This window comes from Campylobacter sp. BCW_6460, assembly GCF_001762705.1.
GTDB classification, from domain to species: Bacteria; Campylobacterota; Campylobacteria; order Campylobacterales; family Campylobacteraceae; genus Campylobacter_D; species Campylobacter_D jejuni.
The window spans coordinates 192,809-208,325 of sequence record NZ_MJXI01000003.1 but is presented as its reverse complement, the minus strand read 5'-3'; the positions used below and the strand labels follow the sequence as shown (position 1 = coordinate 208,325).

At 28.3% G+C, this 15,517-nt stretch carries 16 protein-coding genes and 2 pseudogenes; 10 read left to right on the top strand and 8 right to left on the bottom strand.

Going from position 1 to position 15,517, the window contains the following annotated elements; all coding sequences use genetic code 11:
• Positions 1-950 (bottom strand): cache domain-containing protein (locus AJ881_RS02875; protein ID WP_222550988.1); only part of this gene is annotated, 950 nt, incomplete at its 3' end.
• A 214-nt stretch (positions 951-1,164) separates the two neighbouring features.
• Between AJ881_RS02875 and AJ881_RS02870 the strand changes: the two genes are divergently transcribed.
• The 5 genes and pseudogenes from AJ881_RS02870 (at position 1,165) to AJ881_RS02850 (ending at position 5,371) form a co-directional block, all read left to right on the top strand.
• Complete coding sequence (locus tag AJ881_RS02870; RefSeq protein WP_052858453.1) at positions 1,165-1,590, top strand: MerR family transcriptional regulator; 426 nt, start codon at positions 1,165-1,167, stop codon at positions 1,588-1,590.
• Positions 1,591-1,719: 129 nt separating this feature from the next.
• Entirely contained in the window at positions 1,720-2,697 is a 978-nt protein-coding gene (locus AJ881_RS02865) for an aldo/keto reductase (protein WP_070283128.1), read from the top strand.
• A 58-nt stretch (positions 2,698-2,755) separates the two neighbouring features.
• Positions 2,756-3,175: a cupin domain-containing protein gene (locus AJ881_RS02860; protein WP_070283129.1), complete on the top strand. Its 420-nt coding sequence runs from the start codon at positions 2,756-2,758 to the stop codon at positions 3,173-3,175.
• A 109-nt stretch (positions 3,176-3,284) separates the two neighbouring features.
• A pseudogene (locus AJ881_RS02855) lies at positions 3,285-4,039 on the top strand (carboxymuconolactone decarboxylase family protein).
• Between the two features lie 54 nt (positions 4,040-4,093).
• Positions 4,094-5,371, top strand: a complete 1,278-nt coding sequence (locus AJ881_RS02850; protein WP_070283130.1) for a hypothetical protein — start codon at positions 4,094-4,096, stop codon at positions 5,369-5,371.
• Between the two features lie 180 nt (positions 5,372-5,551).
• Here AJ881_RS02850 and AJ881_RS02845 read toward each other — a convergent pair whose 3' ends face one another.
• On the bottom strand, positions 5,552-6,397 hold the full coding sequence (locus tag AJ881_RS02845) for an aminoglycoside 6-adenylyltransferase (protein WP_261660178.1): 846 nt from the start codon (positions 6,395-6,397) through the stop codon (positions 5,552-5,554).
• Between the two features lie 441 nt (positions 6,398-6,838).
• On the opposite strand from AJ881_RS02845, the gene AJ881_RS02840 reads away from it, so the two are divergent.
• Positions 6,839-7,915: an NAD(P)-dependent alcohol dehydrogenase gene (locus tag AJ881_RS02840; protein ID WP_070283131.1), complete on the top strand. Its 1,077-nt coding sequence runs from the start codon at positions 6,839-6,841 to the stop codon at positions 7,913-7,915.
• Between the two features lies 1 nt (position 7,916).
• Here the strand turns inward: AJ881_RS02840 and AJ881_RS02835 are convergent, their stop codons facing one another.
• Positions 7,917-8,366, bottom strand: coding sequence for a lipocalin family protein (locus AJ881_RS02835; RefSeq protein WP_070283132.1), 450 nt, complete (start codon positions 8,364-8,366; stop codon positions 7,917-7,919).
• A pseudogene (rrpA, locus tag AJ881_RS02830) lies at positions 8,354-8,700 on the bottom strand (MarR family transcription factor RrpA). Before rrpA ends, AJ881_RS02835 begins: the two are co-directional and overlap by 13 nt.
• Before the next feature lie 99 nt (positions 8,701-8,799).
• Here rrpA and AJ881_RS02825 point away from each other — a divergent pair.
• Positions 8,800-9,378, top strand: coding sequence for an NAD(P)H-dependent oxidoreductase (locus AJ881_RS02825; RefSeq protein WP_002867872.1), 579 nt, complete (start codon positions 8,800-8,802; stop codon positions 9,376-9,378).
• Between the two features lie 32 nt (positions 9,379-9,410).
• Entirely contained in the window at positions 9,411-10,307 is an 897-nt protein-coding gene (locus AJ881_RS02820; RefSeq protein ID WP_002921812.1) for a DMT family transporter, read from the top strand.
• Here the strand turns inward: AJ881_RS02820 and AJ881_RS02815 are convergent.
• The 4 genes from AJ881_RS02815 to tupA all read right to left on the bottom strand — a co-directional run bounded on the left by AJ881_RS02815 (position 10,304) and on the right by tupA (position 13,716).
• Complete coding sequence (locus tag AJ881_RS02815; RefSeq protein ID WP_070283133.1) at positions 10,304-11,269, bottom strand: biotin-dependent carboxyltransferase family protein; 966 nt, start codon at positions 11,267-11,269, stop codon at positions 10,304-10,306. The two genes, AJ881_RS02820 and AJ881_RS02815, sit on opposite strands and share 4 nt — an antisense overlap.
• Positions 11,250-11,990, bottom strand: a complete 741-nt coding sequence (pxpB, locus tag AJ881_RS02810; protein WP_070283134.1) for a 5-oxoprolinase subunit PxpB — start codon at positions 11,988-11,990, stop codon at positions 11,250-11,252. Before pxpB ends, AJ881_RS02815 begins: the two co-directional genes overlap by 20 nt.
• Positions 11,991-11,999: 9 nt before the next feature.
• Positions 12,000-12,767: a LamB/YcsF family protein gene (locus tag AJ881_RS02805; protein ID WP_002882426.1), complete on the bottom strand. Its 768-nt coding sequence runs from the start codon at positions 12,765-12,767 to the stop codon at positions 12,000-12,002.
• A gap of 139 nt (positions 12,768-12,906) precedes the next feature.
• Positions 12,907-13,716 carry a tungstate ABC transporter substrate-binding protein TupA gene (tupA, locus tag AJ881_RS02800; RefSeq protein WP_044778915.1) on the bottom strand — a complete coding sequence of 270 codons (810 nt, stop codon included), beginning with the start codon at positions 13,714-13,716 and terminating at the stop codon, positions 12,907-12,909.
• A 78-nt stretch (positions 13,717-13,794) separates the two neighbouring features.
• Here tupA and tupB point away from each other — a divergent pair, with 78 nt between their 5' ends.
• Complete coding sequence (gene tupB / locus AJ881_RS02795) at positions 13,795-14,481, top strand: tungstate ABC transporter permease TupB (RefSeq protein ID WP_070274650.1); 687 nt, start codon at positions 13,795-13,797, stop codon at positions 14,479-14,481.
• A gap of 1 nt (position 14,482) precedes the next feature.
• Entirely contained in the window at positions 14,483-15,478 is a 996-nt protein-coding gene (gene tupC, locus AJ881_RS02790) for a tungstate ABC transporter ATP-binding protein TupC (RefSeq protein WP_044780401.1), read from the top strand.
• Positions 15,479-15,517: the final 39 nt, after the last annotated feature.

Below are 15,517 nucleotides of genomic sequence, written 5' to 3'. Positions count from 1 at the left end.
ATAGCTGCAAGTGGAGAGAGGTATTTTGATACGATGAAATAAAGGAGAATGACGCTAATAATAACCACAATAATGACAACAATAGCTTGAATAAATGCGACTTTATGAATAGGTCCATTTATAATATCAGCGCTTTCGGTAATACAAGCTGTATAAGTAAAAATTTTGGCACAAGTTCCAAGTCTTTCTTGTCCTTCTAATCCATAGGTGAAAAAATTATAATCTCCGTTAGCTTTATATGCATTTAAAACAGGAGAATGATCAATGGATGGATTTAATAATTCTTTATTGGTTGCTGCAAATATTTTATTTTCTCCATCAAATAAAAATGTATTTCCAGGAGTTGCTGCAAATGCCTCTTGTAAATTTTCTGATAGTATATCTACAGCTACTACCCCTATAAATTTACCATCTTTATAAAGAGCTTTAGAATAAGTGAGCACATGTTTATTACTCACAGGATCTAAGTATACAGGATTAATATAGATCTGATTCGTTTTTAAGGCTTCTTGATACCATTTTCTTTCTCTTGCATCATAATTATTAGCTTTGCCATTAATTATTGCATTTACTTTCTTATCGTCACTTTCTTTTTGGCTGACTATACTATTTCCATTATTTAGTCCAATATAAACAGCTAATGCATCTGAGCTATGGCGATAATTTTTTAGTATAGGTGCAACATTATTAAAAATTTCTTCTTGCGTTTCTAATGAAGACATAGGTAAACTTTGAATATCTTGCACTAAATTATTAAGAGTTGATAAATTTTTGGTTCTAAAATCTTTAACCGTTGATTGTGCAACTCGAAGCAAGTTTGATTGATTAATGAGTGTACTTTCATATAAAGACTGTTTTGTAAAGTAGAAGCTCACAATACCTAAAATAATTAAGGCAAAAATTGCAATTAAATTTGCAATAAGTGAAAGTTTGATTTTTATACTATTCATTCTTTTCCTTTTTTTGTATTTATTTTTAATTTAGAATTAAATCTAGTATTATTCTATCAAAAAATATAAAATATTTTTTGATTTTTATCTTGAAAATTTAAAAATTTAATTATATTAATTGAGAACCATATCAAAAAGTAGCATTTAGTATAAAATAATAAAATATTTAGTTAAAAATTGAATTGTATGAAATTTATATTTATAAAGGATTAGAATGGCTTATACGATCATAGAGGTAGAAAGAAAAACAGGAGTTTCTAGTAGAACACTTAGGTTTTGGCTAGATAAAGGTTTATTTCCCTTTGTGGAAAAAGATAAAAATGGAGTGCGTTATTTTAGTGAAAAAGATTTAGAATGGGTGATTTGGGTGGATTGTTATAGACAAATTGGCATGAGTATCGAGGATCTTAAAAGATATATTTTTTTATGTGCTAAGGGTAAAGATACGGCAAAAGAGAGATTAGAGATTATTTTAAAATTAAAAGAAAAAACACTAAAGGATATGAAAAAATTGGAGAATATTATAAAAAAACTTGATTTTAAAATAGATTATTATGAAAAAATGGTTATGGAAAATAAAGATGAGCTAAATCCTTTAAGTAAAGATTATATTAAACGAAAAAAACGAGTAAAAATTTAAAAATATTTAATTTTATTCTTGACTTACACCAGATGTTAGGTTTTATACTTTTAATTAACATGTATAGAAAAATGTTTTTAATAGTTAAGAACTATTAGTTTTTAATAAAAAATAAAAAAGGAAAAACAAATGCAAAAAAGAAAATTAAGAAATTTGGAAGTGAGCGTCTTAGGACTTGGTTGTATGGGTATGAGCTTTGGTTATGGAGAAGCTAAAGATGAAAAAGAGATGATAACACTCATTCATAAGGCAAAGGATCTTGGTATTGATTTTTTTGATACAGCCGAAGTTTATGGTCCTTTTATTAATGAAGAATTAGTAGGCAAAGCAATAAAACCTTTTAGAAATGAAGTGATATTAGCGACAAAATTTGGCGTTAGGATTGAGGGTGCTAAGCAAATTGTTGATAGTACGCTTAATAAAATCAGACAAAGTTTAGAAGGTAGTTTGAAGCGTTTGCAAACAGATTGTATAGATCTTTATTATCAACACAGGGTTGATACAAATGTTCCAGTTGAAGAAGTTGCTAATTTAATGAGCGGGTTTTACAAAGAAGGAAAAATTAAGGCTTGGGGTATGAGTGAAGCAGGGGTGCAAAGTATTAAAAAAGCTCACGCAGTATTTCCGCTTAGTGCGGTTCAAAGTGAGTATTCTTTATGGTGGAGAGAACCAGAAAAAGAACTTTTAAAAGTTTTGGAAGAATTAAATATAGGTTTTGTTCCTTTTTCTCCTTTAGGAAAAGGATTTTTAGCAGGTAAATTTGATGCAAATTCTACTTTTGAAAATAATGACTTTAGATCACAAGTTCCACGTTTTAAAAGCGAGAATTTAAAAGCTAATTTGGATTTAGTTTATGCATTAGAAGATATAGCAAAAGCTAAAAATGCTACTTTAGCACAAATTGCTCTTGCTTGGGTTTTGGTGCAAAAAACATTTATTGTGCCTATTTTTGGAACAACAAATTTACGAAGGTTAGAAGAAAATATTAATGCTGTTAATACTCATTTTACTCAAGAAGAATTAAATCATTTAAAGAGTATTTTAGAAAAAATAATAATCAAAGGGGATCGGTATGCCGGTGAAGTAGCTCTTAGAGTTGGGAAATAAAAAGTTTGGTTTATTTCTTATTGTAATGGTTTTATGTAGTTTTGTTAAAGGAGTGTAAATGCAAGAACTTGAAAGTAAAGGAATTCATGGAAGTTTTAAAGGTGATAGTAAATTTTTTAGCAAAAATGTAAAAGTTTCTATGATGTTTAAATCAAATGAGTGGAGAAATTTTAGTGGAGCTTTGGTTGAATTTGAAGCCAGTGCTAGAAGTGCATGGCATACTCATCCTCAAGGACAAACCTTAATCGTAACAGAGGGTGAAATCATCACAAAAGTTCCAGGTCAAAAAGCCTTTATAGCCAAAAAAGGCGATGTGATAAGCTGTCCTATAGGAGTAAAGCATTTTCATGGTGCAACTAATACAAGTAGTGGAGCACACATAGCGCTTACGGGTGAGAAAGAAGGTAAAAATGTAGAATGGCTTGAGCTTGTAAACGATGAAGAATATGAAAACGCCTTAAAAGAAGCAAGAGAGTAAAGAAATTTGTAAATAAAACGCAAAAATTTTATAAAAACTTTTATGTTTTTTTTGGAGTATTTTAAATGTTCTTTTTTCGCAAATTTTAAAAACCACAAAGGATAAAACCATGCAATTAAGACAAAAAGTAAGAGAAATTTTTGAAAAACTCTTAGGAGGAGCAAAAAAGGATCAACTTTTTGCAAGTGATAAAGAGTATTTTATCAATCACATAAATTTTACTTTTGGCGAGAGTTTTGTAAAAGCAAATTTGGATACACAAAAATATTTTTTAATCACCCTTGCTTCTACTTTAGCAGTAGGTGGAAAAATAGAGTTTAAAGCTTTACTTCAAGGTGCAATCAAGAATGATATAAGTCCTATTGTCATCAAAGAAGTGATTTATCAAGCTACGCCTTATGTGGGTTTTGCTAGAGTATGTGATTTTTTAAGCCTTTGTAATAAAGCATTTAAAAAACTAAATATTGCCTTATCTTTGACTTCACAAGACGCCACTACGCAAGAAAATCGCAAAATAAAAGGCAGGGAAATACAAAATGCTATTTTTGGTGAAGCTAATATCACTAAAATGATAGAATCTACCCCAGAAGATAAAGCTTTTATAAATGATTTTTTGAGTGCGAATTGTTTTGGAGATTATTAACACGCATGGGACTTGATCTAAAAACTAGGGAGCTTTTAACCCTTGTATATCTTATCTCACTTGGTGGGCTAGATAATCAAGTAAAAGCTCACATACAAGGCAATCTTAACATGGGGCAAAGTAGAAAAGATTTGCTAAATATCATTGCAGCTCTTATTCCATATATCGGTTATCCAAAGGCTTTAAATGCAATTGCTGTGTTAGATAGTTTGACTTTATAATTTTTTTATGTTAAAAATTTATGTTGCATTTTTATTGAATGAAAGGATTAAAAAATGGACTTTAAAACTTTATTGAATATAAAAGAAAAAAGATTACAAGAATGCCAAGAATTGATAAAAAAGCTTGAAAAGGAAAGAAGCAATTATGAAATTGCAAATTGTAAAAATATAAAAGAAATAAATATAAAATTAGAAAAATTGATAAAAAAAGAAATTTTATTTTTTGAAAATTTAGAATATGAAAAATTTAAAAATAATCCCCAAGAATTTGATGATTTAGAAGATGAAATTTATTTTTATTTTGATTTATATATGATAAATATTTCCAAACTAGAGTTAAAAGAGCTTGAGTTTAACTCTAAAGTTGAATTTAAAAAATATGAAGAACGCTATGAGACAAGAAAAGATAAAAAAGATTTTATTAAACTTTCAAAATCAATTTTGCAAACTTCAAAAGATTTATTTCAAGTTACAATTTTGGCTGGATTTTCCATAATTATTTTTATACTCATTCTACATTCTTTGCAAACAAAAACCATTCCTTTTTTGGATAGCCAAAAGGCAACTGCTTTGGCAATTACAGGAGTTTTATTTGGAGGAATTTTTAGTTTTTTCTACATGGGAATATTTTCTTTTTCAAGAGAACTATATAAACAATATTTTAAAATACCAAAAAGAATCCCTTTTATAATTTATATCACTTCATCCATTATCACTTTTATCACATTACAGAAACCCAATATATTATTATTAATATCTATTGCTATTGTATTTATAGTTGCAAATGGTGCATTATATTTTTTTGGAAAAAAATATAGAATTTCATCAAATAACTTTGAAATTTTTGCAACACAAACAATGTTAATATTTGTAATATATATAGCTATTGCTATTATTAGTGTTTTTATCATCATTAAATCTCAAGAAGTTAATTATATTTATCTGGGTATTGGTTATTTAATTATTTTTATATTTTTTAGTCTTCAATTGTGTTTTAAAGACTTTAAAAGTTTTAAATTTTTTGCTTTGATTAACACTATTATCTTATTTTTATCTATTATGTTTTTAAATGAAAATATTACTTCTTATTTGAAAATAGGCAATTTTAAGGTAGAAGAAATGACACTAAGTAAAAATAAAATTGTAAAAAATAAATTATTAGATAATAATATCAGCTTTATTGAAAATGAAGAAGGTTTAAAAGTAAAAGATTTATATATTCTTTCAGATGCAAAAGATGTATATTATATACAAAGCAAAAAAGAAGAAAATAAGAAACTAAAAAAGTCATTTCTAATAGATAAAAAATATGTTTTAGATAAAGATTTTTGATAAAAAAGGAAAGTTAAAGTGCAAAGTATATTAAAATATTTACTTTAGTATAAATTGCACTTATTTTTAAATATATCAGTTTAAAAGAACTTAAAGACTATAAAAATGCGAAATAAAAGCAGTTTCTATTAAAGAAGAATAAAATAACTTTAAAATTTTCTTAAAATTTTGCAATATTTTTTACATTTTTTCGATAAGAAAAAAGCTTAAAGTCATTCTTTTTTGTATAAATTTAGTGTTTTTGTGAAATAAATTTTCAAGCTTTTTTCTTGTTTTTTTAATTTGTTTAAATGAAGTAGTATTAAAAGAATTTAAGATAATTTTTATTTCTTTTTGCTTTAAAAAGTTTAGAATATCAGTATTTTGTTTACCTAGCCAAATTTCAAAACCAAATTTAAGTCCGACTTTAAAACTAAGCATATCAAAAAGTGTTTCACGCATAGAATTTAACAAATAATTTGACATTATAAATTGTTTTCTTAAAAGAGCTTTTTCTAATTTTGTAAAAGTAAAATAAAACTCATTGCATATTTCATCAAAATCTTTTTCTGTTGGTTTCTTAATGCAAAAAACATTCTCATTTTGAGTTTTCTTAAATCTTTGATCTTTATCTATAAGCGCTTTGCTTAAAGGTTCAAATTTATAATAATGTTTCAATGATTTTAAGGGGATAAATTTAAAGTCTATTCTCACTCCATTTTTAAAAATTACCAAAAAACTCACCCAATTTTTAGGTAAATCAGCTTTATAGAATTCAAAGCTTTCAGGCGCTTGATAAAATAAAATTTTTCCAAAATTTTTAATAAATTTAGGTAATTTTGCTTTTTTGATATCTTTGCTTTTGTTTAGGTTTAATAATTTTCTCAAATTTTTAGATTTTAGAAAAAATGAAATATCATAATCTTGATATTTATCCTTTTTAGCTTTCTTATTTACTCTTGAACCTTCAAGTGTTATAAGATGAATTTGTTTATAAATAAAAGCAATATTTTTAATTTTTTCTAAAATTCTTTTTTCGCTTTGCATCTAAAAATTCCTTTTAAAAAAAATCTTAAAAGTTTTATATTTATATAATAATGATTTTTATCCATTTTGATATACTTTAAAAATATTAAATTTTTATAAATTTTTAATATTTTATTAAAAATTCTATCCTTGTTTAAGGATAAGAAAATAAAAGCTCTAAGAAATCTTCGCTATAAAAATTTGTTTTATTTTATATATTCCATTCATTTAAAATCGCTCCTTTATCACACAATTTCTTTATATTTAGAAGTAGTTTTGGCGGTATAAATTCTTTTATATTTTAAATTTCTAAAGATTTTTAACATTATAAAAAATACATTAAAAAAATCAAAAAATTTTAACATATCAAGTATTTTTCTAATTTTTAAAAAATTATTTTCTCTCTTGACTTATAGCTACTCTAATGTTTTATAATTATAAAAAATCAAAAAAGGAGCAAAAATGCAATACAAAATTTTAGAAAACAATCGCATTGCAAGTAAAGGTTATGCAATGCTTAGCAAGGATGCGAAATTTACACCCTTTGAATTTAGCCGCCACGCTATTGGTGATAATGATATTTTGATTAAAATCCTATATGCAGGCATTTGTCATAGCGATATTCACACCGCAAGAAGCGAGTGGGGAGAAGCTACTTATCCTTGCGTGCCTGGGCATGAAATAGCAGGAGAAGTGATTGCTGTGGGTAAAAATGTGAGTAAATTTAAAGTAGGAGATTATGCAGGGGTTGGTTGTATGGTAAATTCATGTGGTGAGTGCGATGCTTGCAAACGCTCGCAAGAGCAGTTTTGCGAAAATGGCAAAACCATCTTTACTTACAATAGTTGCGATGTATTTCACGGCAATGAAAACACTTATGGGGGCTACTCAAACAACATAGTTGTAAGTGAAAAATTTGCCATTTGTGTGCCAAAAAATGCACCGATGGATAAGGTTGCACCTTTACTTTGTGCGGGCATTACCACTTACTCGCCTTTAAAATTTTCTAAGATAAAAGAAGGCTCAAGCGTTGCTATAACAGGATTTGGCGGACTTGGTATGATGGCTGTAAAATATGCTATTAAAATGGGTGCAAAAGTAAGTGTTTTTGCTAGAAATGAAAATAAAAAAGCTGATGCTTTAGCAATGGGTGTTAGTTCATTTTATACAAGCACTGATAAAAATATCGTAAAAGAAAGATTTGATTTTATTATTTCAACTATACCAACTGCTTATGATCCTGTTGTATATATAGAATTACTTAAATTTGGTGGAGAAATGGCTATTGTTGGACTTCCTCCTTTAGAAAATGAAATAAATATCAATATAAAAGAACTTATATTTAAAGCTGGAAAAAAAGTTTATGGTTCTTTAATAGGCGGAATTGCTGAGACTCAAGAAATGCTTGATTTTTCACTAAAGCATCAAATTTATCCAGAGATTGAACTTATAAAGCCAAATGAAATCGATAAGGCTTATGAAAATCTAACCTCAGGAAAGGCTAAATTTCGCTATGTTATTGATATGAGTAAAGAATAATTTAATATTTATCAAAAATCACATCGCTAATGTCAAATTCCCTTTGCTTAGCGATGTTTAAAAGCTCTTTTATACTTTTTTCATCTATTATATTTCTTGCTAAAATCCAAAGATATTTTTTATCAGGACTACCCACAATGGCAACTTTATACTCGCTATCAACAAAAATAATTTCATAATTTACCTTATTAAACAGGTTCATAAAGATATTAAATCTCACTGCTAATTGCCTATTTGAAACGATTTTTGCCTTGCCTTTTATGCTTGAAATTTCATTTTCTTTACTGCAAAAATTCTCAATTTCTACATAAGGAACGCCATTTTTATATTTAAGCTCGTATTTTGCCTTTGAATTTAGGCAAGATTTTTGAAAAAAGGCAGGTTTTCTAGCCATTTCAAGCCATTCTCCCATATAATTTTGCAAAGAAAGTTCGCCAATTAATTCAAGCATTTTTTCCCTTTTTGTCTTTCTCGCCCCATTTGCACATAGCTTGTAAAATGGGAATTAAACTTTGTCCGCGTTTGGATAAGCTATATTCTACCTTGGGTGGAATTTGAGCGTATTCTTTTCTGGTGATTAAACCATCGCTTTCTAATTCTCTTAAGGTATGGGTTAAAGTTTTAAAAGATATGGAGCTTAAAAAGCGTTTGAGTTCATTATAACGCACGATTTCATAGCGAAATAAGCAGTATAAAATACTCATTTTATATTTTCCATTAATTAATGCTAGAGTATAGTTAAATCCGCATTCTTCGAAATTGCACTGAGAATTCTCTTTAGTCATTTAACATTCCTTTAGTATAGTATCTTACTTTATTTTCTGTATTGAAAATGATATTATGCTAAGTTATAATTGTATCATAAAATTTAAAAAAGGATAAAAATGAAAAATATACTCTTGCTTAATGGTGCTAAAGAATTTGGAAGTTCAAAAGGACAGCTTAATTTGACATTGCATAATCATGCTTTAGAAATTTTAAAAACATTAGGATACGAAGTAGATCAAACTCACATAGATCAAGGATATGATCCTAAAGAAGAGATACAAAAATTTATAAAAGCTGATGCTGTGATCTATCAAATGCCAGCTTGGTGGATGGGCGAGCCTTGGATAGTTAAAAAATATATCGATGAAGTGTTTGGTTTGGGTGCTGGAGTGCTTTTTAAAAATGATGGAAGAACTCATGAAAATCCTAGTAAAAACTACGGAAAAGGTGGTTTAGATCATGGTAAAAAATACATGTTTTCTCTCACTTGGAATGCACCTCTTGAAGCCTTTAATGATAAAAATGAATTTTTTGAAGGAAAGGGTGTAGATATGGTGTATTGGCATTTGCATAAGGCTCATGAATTTATAGGTATGAAAGCTTTACCAACTTTTATGTGTAATGATGTGGTAAAAAATCCTCAAGTGGAAAAATATCTAAACGAGTATGAACTACACTTGAAAAAAATTTTTTAAAAAATTTGACTTAAAAATTTCAAGGTGTAACATTGACTCGAACAAAGTATTTGTATATCTTGCTTGTTTTAGCTATGTTTTTATGGGGCTCATCTTGGCCTACTTCTAAGATTTTATCAGCTTATGCTGATACTTCTGTGATTACTTTTTGGCGTTTTTTCTTTGTTTTGCTAGGTTCTTTGATGGTATTAGGCTTTTTAAGAATTCCTTTAAGGCTTGAAAAATCTATTTTAAAATGGGTGCTGATAGCAGGAATTTTAAATGGGCTTTATACTTTTGTATTTTTTATTGCCATTAAGCATGGTTTAGCTGGAAAAGGCGGTGTTTTGGTTACAACTATGATTCCTATTTTTTCTTATTTGATATTTATGATAGCAATATTATTTCAAAAAGATAAAAAATCAACTCACAAGATCACAAAGAGTGAAATTCTAGGCTTATTTTTAGGTTTATTATCTGGATTTTGTTTGTTAAATTTAGGGAGTTTAGAAGATTTATTTGGTAAATTTAATATTTTGTTTTTAACTTGTTCTTTTATTTGGGCTTTGATAGCAGTGTTTAATCATAAAGCCAAAGGAGCTCACCCTTTGGCGATTAACTTTTATATTAATCTCATTTCTGTTTTAATGTTTTCTTGGGTATTGTTTGATGTAAAAAGTTATGAAATTTTTCATTTTGAATTTAAATTTTGGATCAGTATGTTTGTCGTGGCTTTTTTATCAACTATTATAGGTACTAGTATTTATTATTATGGGATTCACATTTTAGGGAGTGTTAAGGCAAATTCTTTTGTTTTAATCACTCCTGCTAGTGCTTTAATTTGTAGTTATTTTATACTAGATGAGGTGCCAAATGCACTTACCTTGTTAGGTTGTGCCTTGGCTATAGGTGCTATATATTTTATCAATATTTATGGTAAAAAAGCTTAAATCAAATTTTCAAAATCAAGATTGATTTTTTGATCCATAGCTTTAAATTTCATTTCTCTTTGTTTATAAAGCTCTAAAGCTTCTTGCATACTAATGCTTTGAAATTTAAAGCTAGAGCCTAACTTAGCTTGTGCGAGTAAGCTTAGATCATTTTCTATAACCGTGGCTATTTTTGTATAACCTCCTGTGCTTTGTCTTCCTGCCATTAAAATGATAGGAATACCACTTTTTGGCACTTGTATGCTTCCAAAAACCGCAGGATCTGAGATGATATCTGCTGAGTTTTTATGCTCTATACTTTCACTAGATTCTGCGTAAATTGCCATTCTATCGCTTTTTGAACCTACTTTATAAGTAGTATTTAAAAAAGTATCTATGCCTTTTTGAGTAAAAGCATCTTCATTTGTTCCTAAAATAACGCGTATGATAGGCTCTTTAGAACCTTTAAAAAGAGGATTTTCACATTCTCTAGTTTCTAAATTAAAAGGTATAAAAGTATTATGAGTATTTAAAATATCATCTTTTCGCAAAGCTCTTCCTTCAAAAATTCCAACTCCCATTTTAGCATCGCTAGATTTAGAGTTTAAAAAGCTTTTTACTTCAAAGCCACCCGCTACGCATAAATATCCACGAAAACCTATTTTTGCTAAATCAAGTTCTAAAATATCGCCTTTATTTGCTTTATATACCTTGTAAGTTTTGATTTTTTCCTTATTAAGCTTTGCCTCAAATTCAGCTCCACTTAAAACAAAATAATTCTCATCTAAAAATTCGTATTTTCCACCTTTTAAACAAAGCTCAATTCCTGCTTCATTTTGTTTGTTTCCAAGCAAGATATTTGCCATTCTTAAAGCATCTTCATCCATAGCTCCACTTCTTGCTATGCCAAATTTAGCAAATTTTTTTCTACCAAAGTCTTGCAAACTTGAATTTATAGATGCTTCAATGATTTTTATACTCATAAATTTCCTTTTGATAGACTTTTTTAGCAACTTGCTCTTGGATCTCAAAAAATTCATCTTTTGAAATGGCTTTAAATTTTAAAAACATACTCGCTTTTAAAAGAGTGGGATTTTTTTCATCTTCTTTATTAAAAAATTCCAAAGGTGTTCTAGCAATGATTTGCCAACCCCCTGGGCTTGATATAGGATAAACTCCTGTTTGCTTATCAGCTATGCCTACACTTCCAGCTTCTATTTTTGTTCTAGGGCTTGAAAGGCGTGGGGTAAAAAGCCTTTCGTCTAAACCTCCAAGATAAGGAAAACCCGCCATAAAACCTAGCATAAAAACAAGATAATAAGGCTTAGTGTGAAGAGATATAAGCTCTTTTTTTGAAATTTGATTGTGTTTGCACACAAATTCTAAATCCAGTCCAAATTCTTCATCATAACAAAGCGGAACTTCTATGCAAAGACTCGAGTTTTGCTCTGTAAGTTTAATATCCTTTTTAATTTTTTCCAAAAAATCAAGCAAGGAATTTAAAGAAAGCACGCAAGGATTAAAATATATAAGCAAGCTTGCATAAGCACTTACTAACTCATCAATACCATAAATTTCACCTTCTTTTAGGGCTTTTTGTATCCTTTGTTCTGTACTTAAAACATAAGCATTGATTTGAGGTGAAATTTCTTGCTCAAAACGTAAAAGCAAAGCCTTGCTTCCGCTAAAATGCACACTAAACATTGCTAAAACCTATATAAAATTTTCCAAAGCACAAATTTGAATTTGTTCTTTTTCTAAATTTTCTTTGATTTTTTTAACAAATTCTAAAGCTTTTACATTATCCCCATGAACACAAATGCTATCCGCTTTTAAATCAATTTCTTTGCCATTTATGCTTGTAACTTTGCTTTCTTTTATCATTTTTATCACGCGTTTGATAGCTAAATTTTCATCGTGTATTAATGCCCCTTCTAATTTTCTTGAAACTAAAGTGCCATCATCATTGTAAGCACGATCTGCAAAAACTTCATTAGCATATCTTAAACCTTTTTTCTTAGCCGCTTCATTCATAGCAGAATTACTAAGCCCTAGAAAAATAATATTTTCATCAAAACTCGCCACTGCCTCACAAAGTGCTAAGGCTAAATTTTCATCAATAGCTGCCATATTATAAAGTGCACCATGGGCTTTAAAATGCTGTATTTTCATACCTTTTGCCTTGGCAAAGCCAAATAAAGCTCCTAGTTGATACAAGGCATAGTTTTTAGCCTCTTCAAAGCTTATTTGCATATTGCGTCTTCCAAAACCCAAAAGATCAGGATAAGATGGGTGTGCTCCTATGCAAACACCATTTTGCTTGGCTAAATTTAAGGTTTTATCCATCACACAAGGATCACCCGCATGAAAGCCACAAGCGACATTTACTGAACTTACAAATTTTAAAATTTCTTCATCCATTCCCATTTTATAGGCGCCAAAACTTTCCCCTAAATCACTATTTAAATCCACTTTGAACATTATTTGACCTTGTATATTTAATTATTGATTTTATTATATCTAAAGAAGAAATTTAAATAAGCTAAAAGTATTGAAAAATAAATAAAAAAGTTACAATAAGTAAAAATAATATTTTAAGCAGGCTAAAACCTGCTTAATTTTAATCCTTCCTTGTTTTTGCATCAACTACGAATAAAGGTTTATAGAGCAATTTAAATCCGCTAATAAAACTTAAAGTATCGTCACTTGTAAGCCAATTGATAAATTTTTTAGCTTCAGTATAATTGACATTTTTGCAATGCTTAGGATTTGTTGCTATAACAGAATAAAAATTTTTAAGGCTATCATCACCTTCATTTACAATGACTAAACTTGGATTTCCTTTTTCACTGGCTTCATATTTGATATAAGTGCCACGATCAGTTAAAATCACACCTTTTTTTTCTTCAGCGATTTTAATGCTTGCTAGCATACCTTGTCCACTTTGTTGATACCAGTTTTCTTTTTCAGGCACACCACCAAGATCTTTCCAAAGACTTTTTTCTTTATTATCAGTACCTGATTTATCGCCTCTTGAGATGAAAGTGAGTTTTTCATTTTTGATAAGCTCTAAACTTTCTTTTAAATTTTTGCCTTTAAATTTAGAAGCTATTGATTTATCTGCAATGATGATAAAATCATTATACATCACAGGGGTTCTATCCACGCCAAAACCTTTTTTTATAAATTCTTTTTCTGCTTTTGGAGAGTGCACAAAAAGTACATCAGCATTGCAATCTTCACCCATTTTTAAAGCCGCACCTGTTCCTACTGCAACCCATTTTAAGGTATTGCCGCTTTCTTGTTCATAAAGAGGCTTTAGAGCATCTAAAAGTCCTGTATTGTCAGTGCTTGTTGTGGTTGCCATTTTAAGTTCTGCTGCACTTGCACTTAAAGCTAAAGCAAGAGCTAAAGAAATGATTTTTTTCATTTTTTCTCCTTATAAATTTACATAAAAAAATATTTTAGCATAATTATGCTAAAATTACTTATTTTAAAAAGGATATTTTTGGATTATATTTTTGATGGTTTTAAACAAGCTTTATTTTTACTTTTTAATGCTGATGAAAGTGTAATTTCAGCTATAAAAACTACACTTTTAAGCTCAAGTATTTCTATAGTTTTAGCTTTGCTCATAGGTTTTCCTTTGGGATTTATCTTGGGCTTTTTTGATTTTAAATTCAAACGCTTTATAAAACTTATCATAGATACTAGCCTTTCTTTTCCAACAGTTGCGGTAGGACTTATACTTTATGCACTGATTTCAAGTCGAGGACCTTTGGGAGAATTTGGACTACTTTTTACTATAAAGGCTTTAATTTTAGGGCAGTTTATTTTAGCACTTCCTATAGCGATCGCACTTTTTTCAAATTTGATAGAAAATATGAATAAAAAACATTTTTTACTTATAAAATCTTTTCACCTAAGTCCTTTAAAACTTGTTTTAATGATGATTTATGAATTACGCTTTGCTTTGATTAGCGTCGTTGCACTAGTTTATGGACGCATTGTAGCAGAAGTAGGAGTAGCGATGATAGTGGGTGGAAATATTAAATACGACACTAGAACCATAACCACAGCTATTTCTCTTGAAACCAACAAAGGCGAATTTGCTAGCGGTATAGCTTTGGCTTTGGTTTTAATTCTCATTGCCTTTTGTTTAAATTTCATTACACACAAACTTAAAAGAACATAAAATGATAGAAATTTCTAATCTTTTTTTCAACTATCAAAACAAAGAAGTTTTAAAAATTAAAAATTTAAAACTTGATACTAGTAAAATTAGCATCTTAATGGGAACGAATGGAAGTGGAAAATCTACATTTTTAAGAATATTAAAATTTTTAGAAGGAGATTTTTCAAAAAATATTTCTTATTTTGGAAATTTTAAACTTAATAATAAACAAAAGCGTGAAATTTATTTGCTTTTTCCAGAGCCTATTTTGTTAAATCGTAGCGTAAGGGCAAATTTTTTATTTACTTTAAAAACTTATGGGATTAAAGAAGATATCGAAGAACGCATAAAAGAAAGTTTGATGTTTTTAAATTTAGATGAAAGTCTTTTAAGTAAATATCCTAATGAACTTTCATCAGGACAAAGTCAAAAAATAGCTTTTGCTATAGCTTTAAGCGTAAGAGCGAAGTATTATTTACTTGATGAACCGAGTGCTTTTTTGGATAAAAATACTACGCTTTTATTTAAAAAAGCTATTCTTAAAATGCACGAAAATTTCAATACAGGTTTTTTAATCGCAAGTCATGATAAACATTTTTTAGATTCTTTGGCTCAAAAAAAACTTTATTTACACAGTGGAGAAATTTTAGAATTTGAAAATACTAATGTTTTTGAGCTAGAAAATCAAGGTGTGAAATTTTGTAATTTTATAGATTTTAGTAATTGTAAAAAATATAAAGATTTTAAAAAACCTCCAAGTAAAATTGCGATTGATCCTTATAAAATTTCTTTTTTTAATTCTAAAAATATCCCAAAAAATAATTATGAGTTTATTTTAGAAAAATGTTATATTATAGCACTTAGAAGTAGGAAAAGTGATGTTTTTATAAGGGTAAGTTGTATGGATAAAATTTTAGAATTTGCTTTAGAAAAACAAGAATTTTTAAAATTCGATTTAAAATTATACGAAGAACTCAGTCTTTATTTTTATGAAGATGCAATATGTTTCTTAAATTAACATACATTATAAAATTTAAATAAAATATTACAAATATTC

What these genes read in the sequence shown, in the direction of transcription:
- AJ881_RS02870 (WP_052858453.1), top strand. Translation starts at nt 1,165, where the DNA reads ATGGCTTATACGATCATAGAGGTAGAAAGAAAAACAGGAGTTTCTAGT.
- AJ881_RS02865 (WP_070283128.1), top strand. Translation starts at nt 1,720, where the DNA reads ATGCAAAAAAGAAAATTAAGAAATTTGGAAGTGAGCGTCTTAGGACTT.
- AJ881_RS02860 (WP_070283129.1), top strand. Translation starts at nt 2,756, where the DNA reads ATGCAAGAACTTGAAAGTAAAGGAATTCATGGAAGTTTTAAAGGTGAT.
- AJ881_RS02850 (WP_070283130.1), top strand. Translation starts at nt 4,094, where the DNA reads ATGGACTTTAAAACTTTATTGAATATAAAAGAAAAAAGATTACAAGAA.
- AJ881_RS02845 (WP_261660178.1), bottom strand. Translation starts at nt 6,397, where the DNA reads ATGCAAAGCGAAAAAAGAATTTTAGAAAAAATTAAAAATATTGCTTTT.
- AJ881_RS02840 (WP_070283131.1), top strand. Translation starts at nt 6,839, where the DNA reads ATGCAATACAAAATTTTAGAAAACAATCGCATTGCAAGTAAAGGTTAT.
- AJ881_RS02835 (WP_070283132.1), bottom strand. Translation starts at nt 8,366, where the DNA reads ATGCTTGAATTAATTGGCGAACTTTCTTTGCAAAATTATATGGGAGAA.
- AJ881_RS02825 (WP_002867872.1), top strand. Translation starts at nt 8,800, where the DNA reads ATGAAAAATATACTCTTGCTTAATGGTGCTAAAGAATTTGGAAGTTCA.
- AJ881_RS02815 (WP_070283133.1), bottom strand. Translation starts at nt 11,269, where the DNA reads ATGAGTATAAAAATCATTGAAGCATCTATAAATTCAAGTTTGCAAGAC.
- pxpB (WP_070283134.1), bottom strand. Translation starts at nt 11,990, where the DNA reads ATGTTTAGTGTGCATTTTAGCGGAAGCAAGGCTTTGCTTTTACGTTTT.
- AJ881_RS02805 (WP_002882426.1), bottom strand. Translation starts at nt 12,767, where the DNA reads ATGTTCAAAGTGGATTTAAATAGTGATTTAGGGGAAAGTTTTGGCGCC.
- tupA (WP_044778915.1), bottom strand. Translation starts at nt 13,716, where the DNA reads ATGAAAAAAATCATTTCTTTAGCTCTTGCTTTAGCTTTAAGTGCAAGT.
- tupC (WP_044780401.1), top strand. Translation starts at nt 14,483, where the DNA reads ATGATAGAAATTTCTAATCTTTTTTTCAACTATCAAAACAAAGAAGTT.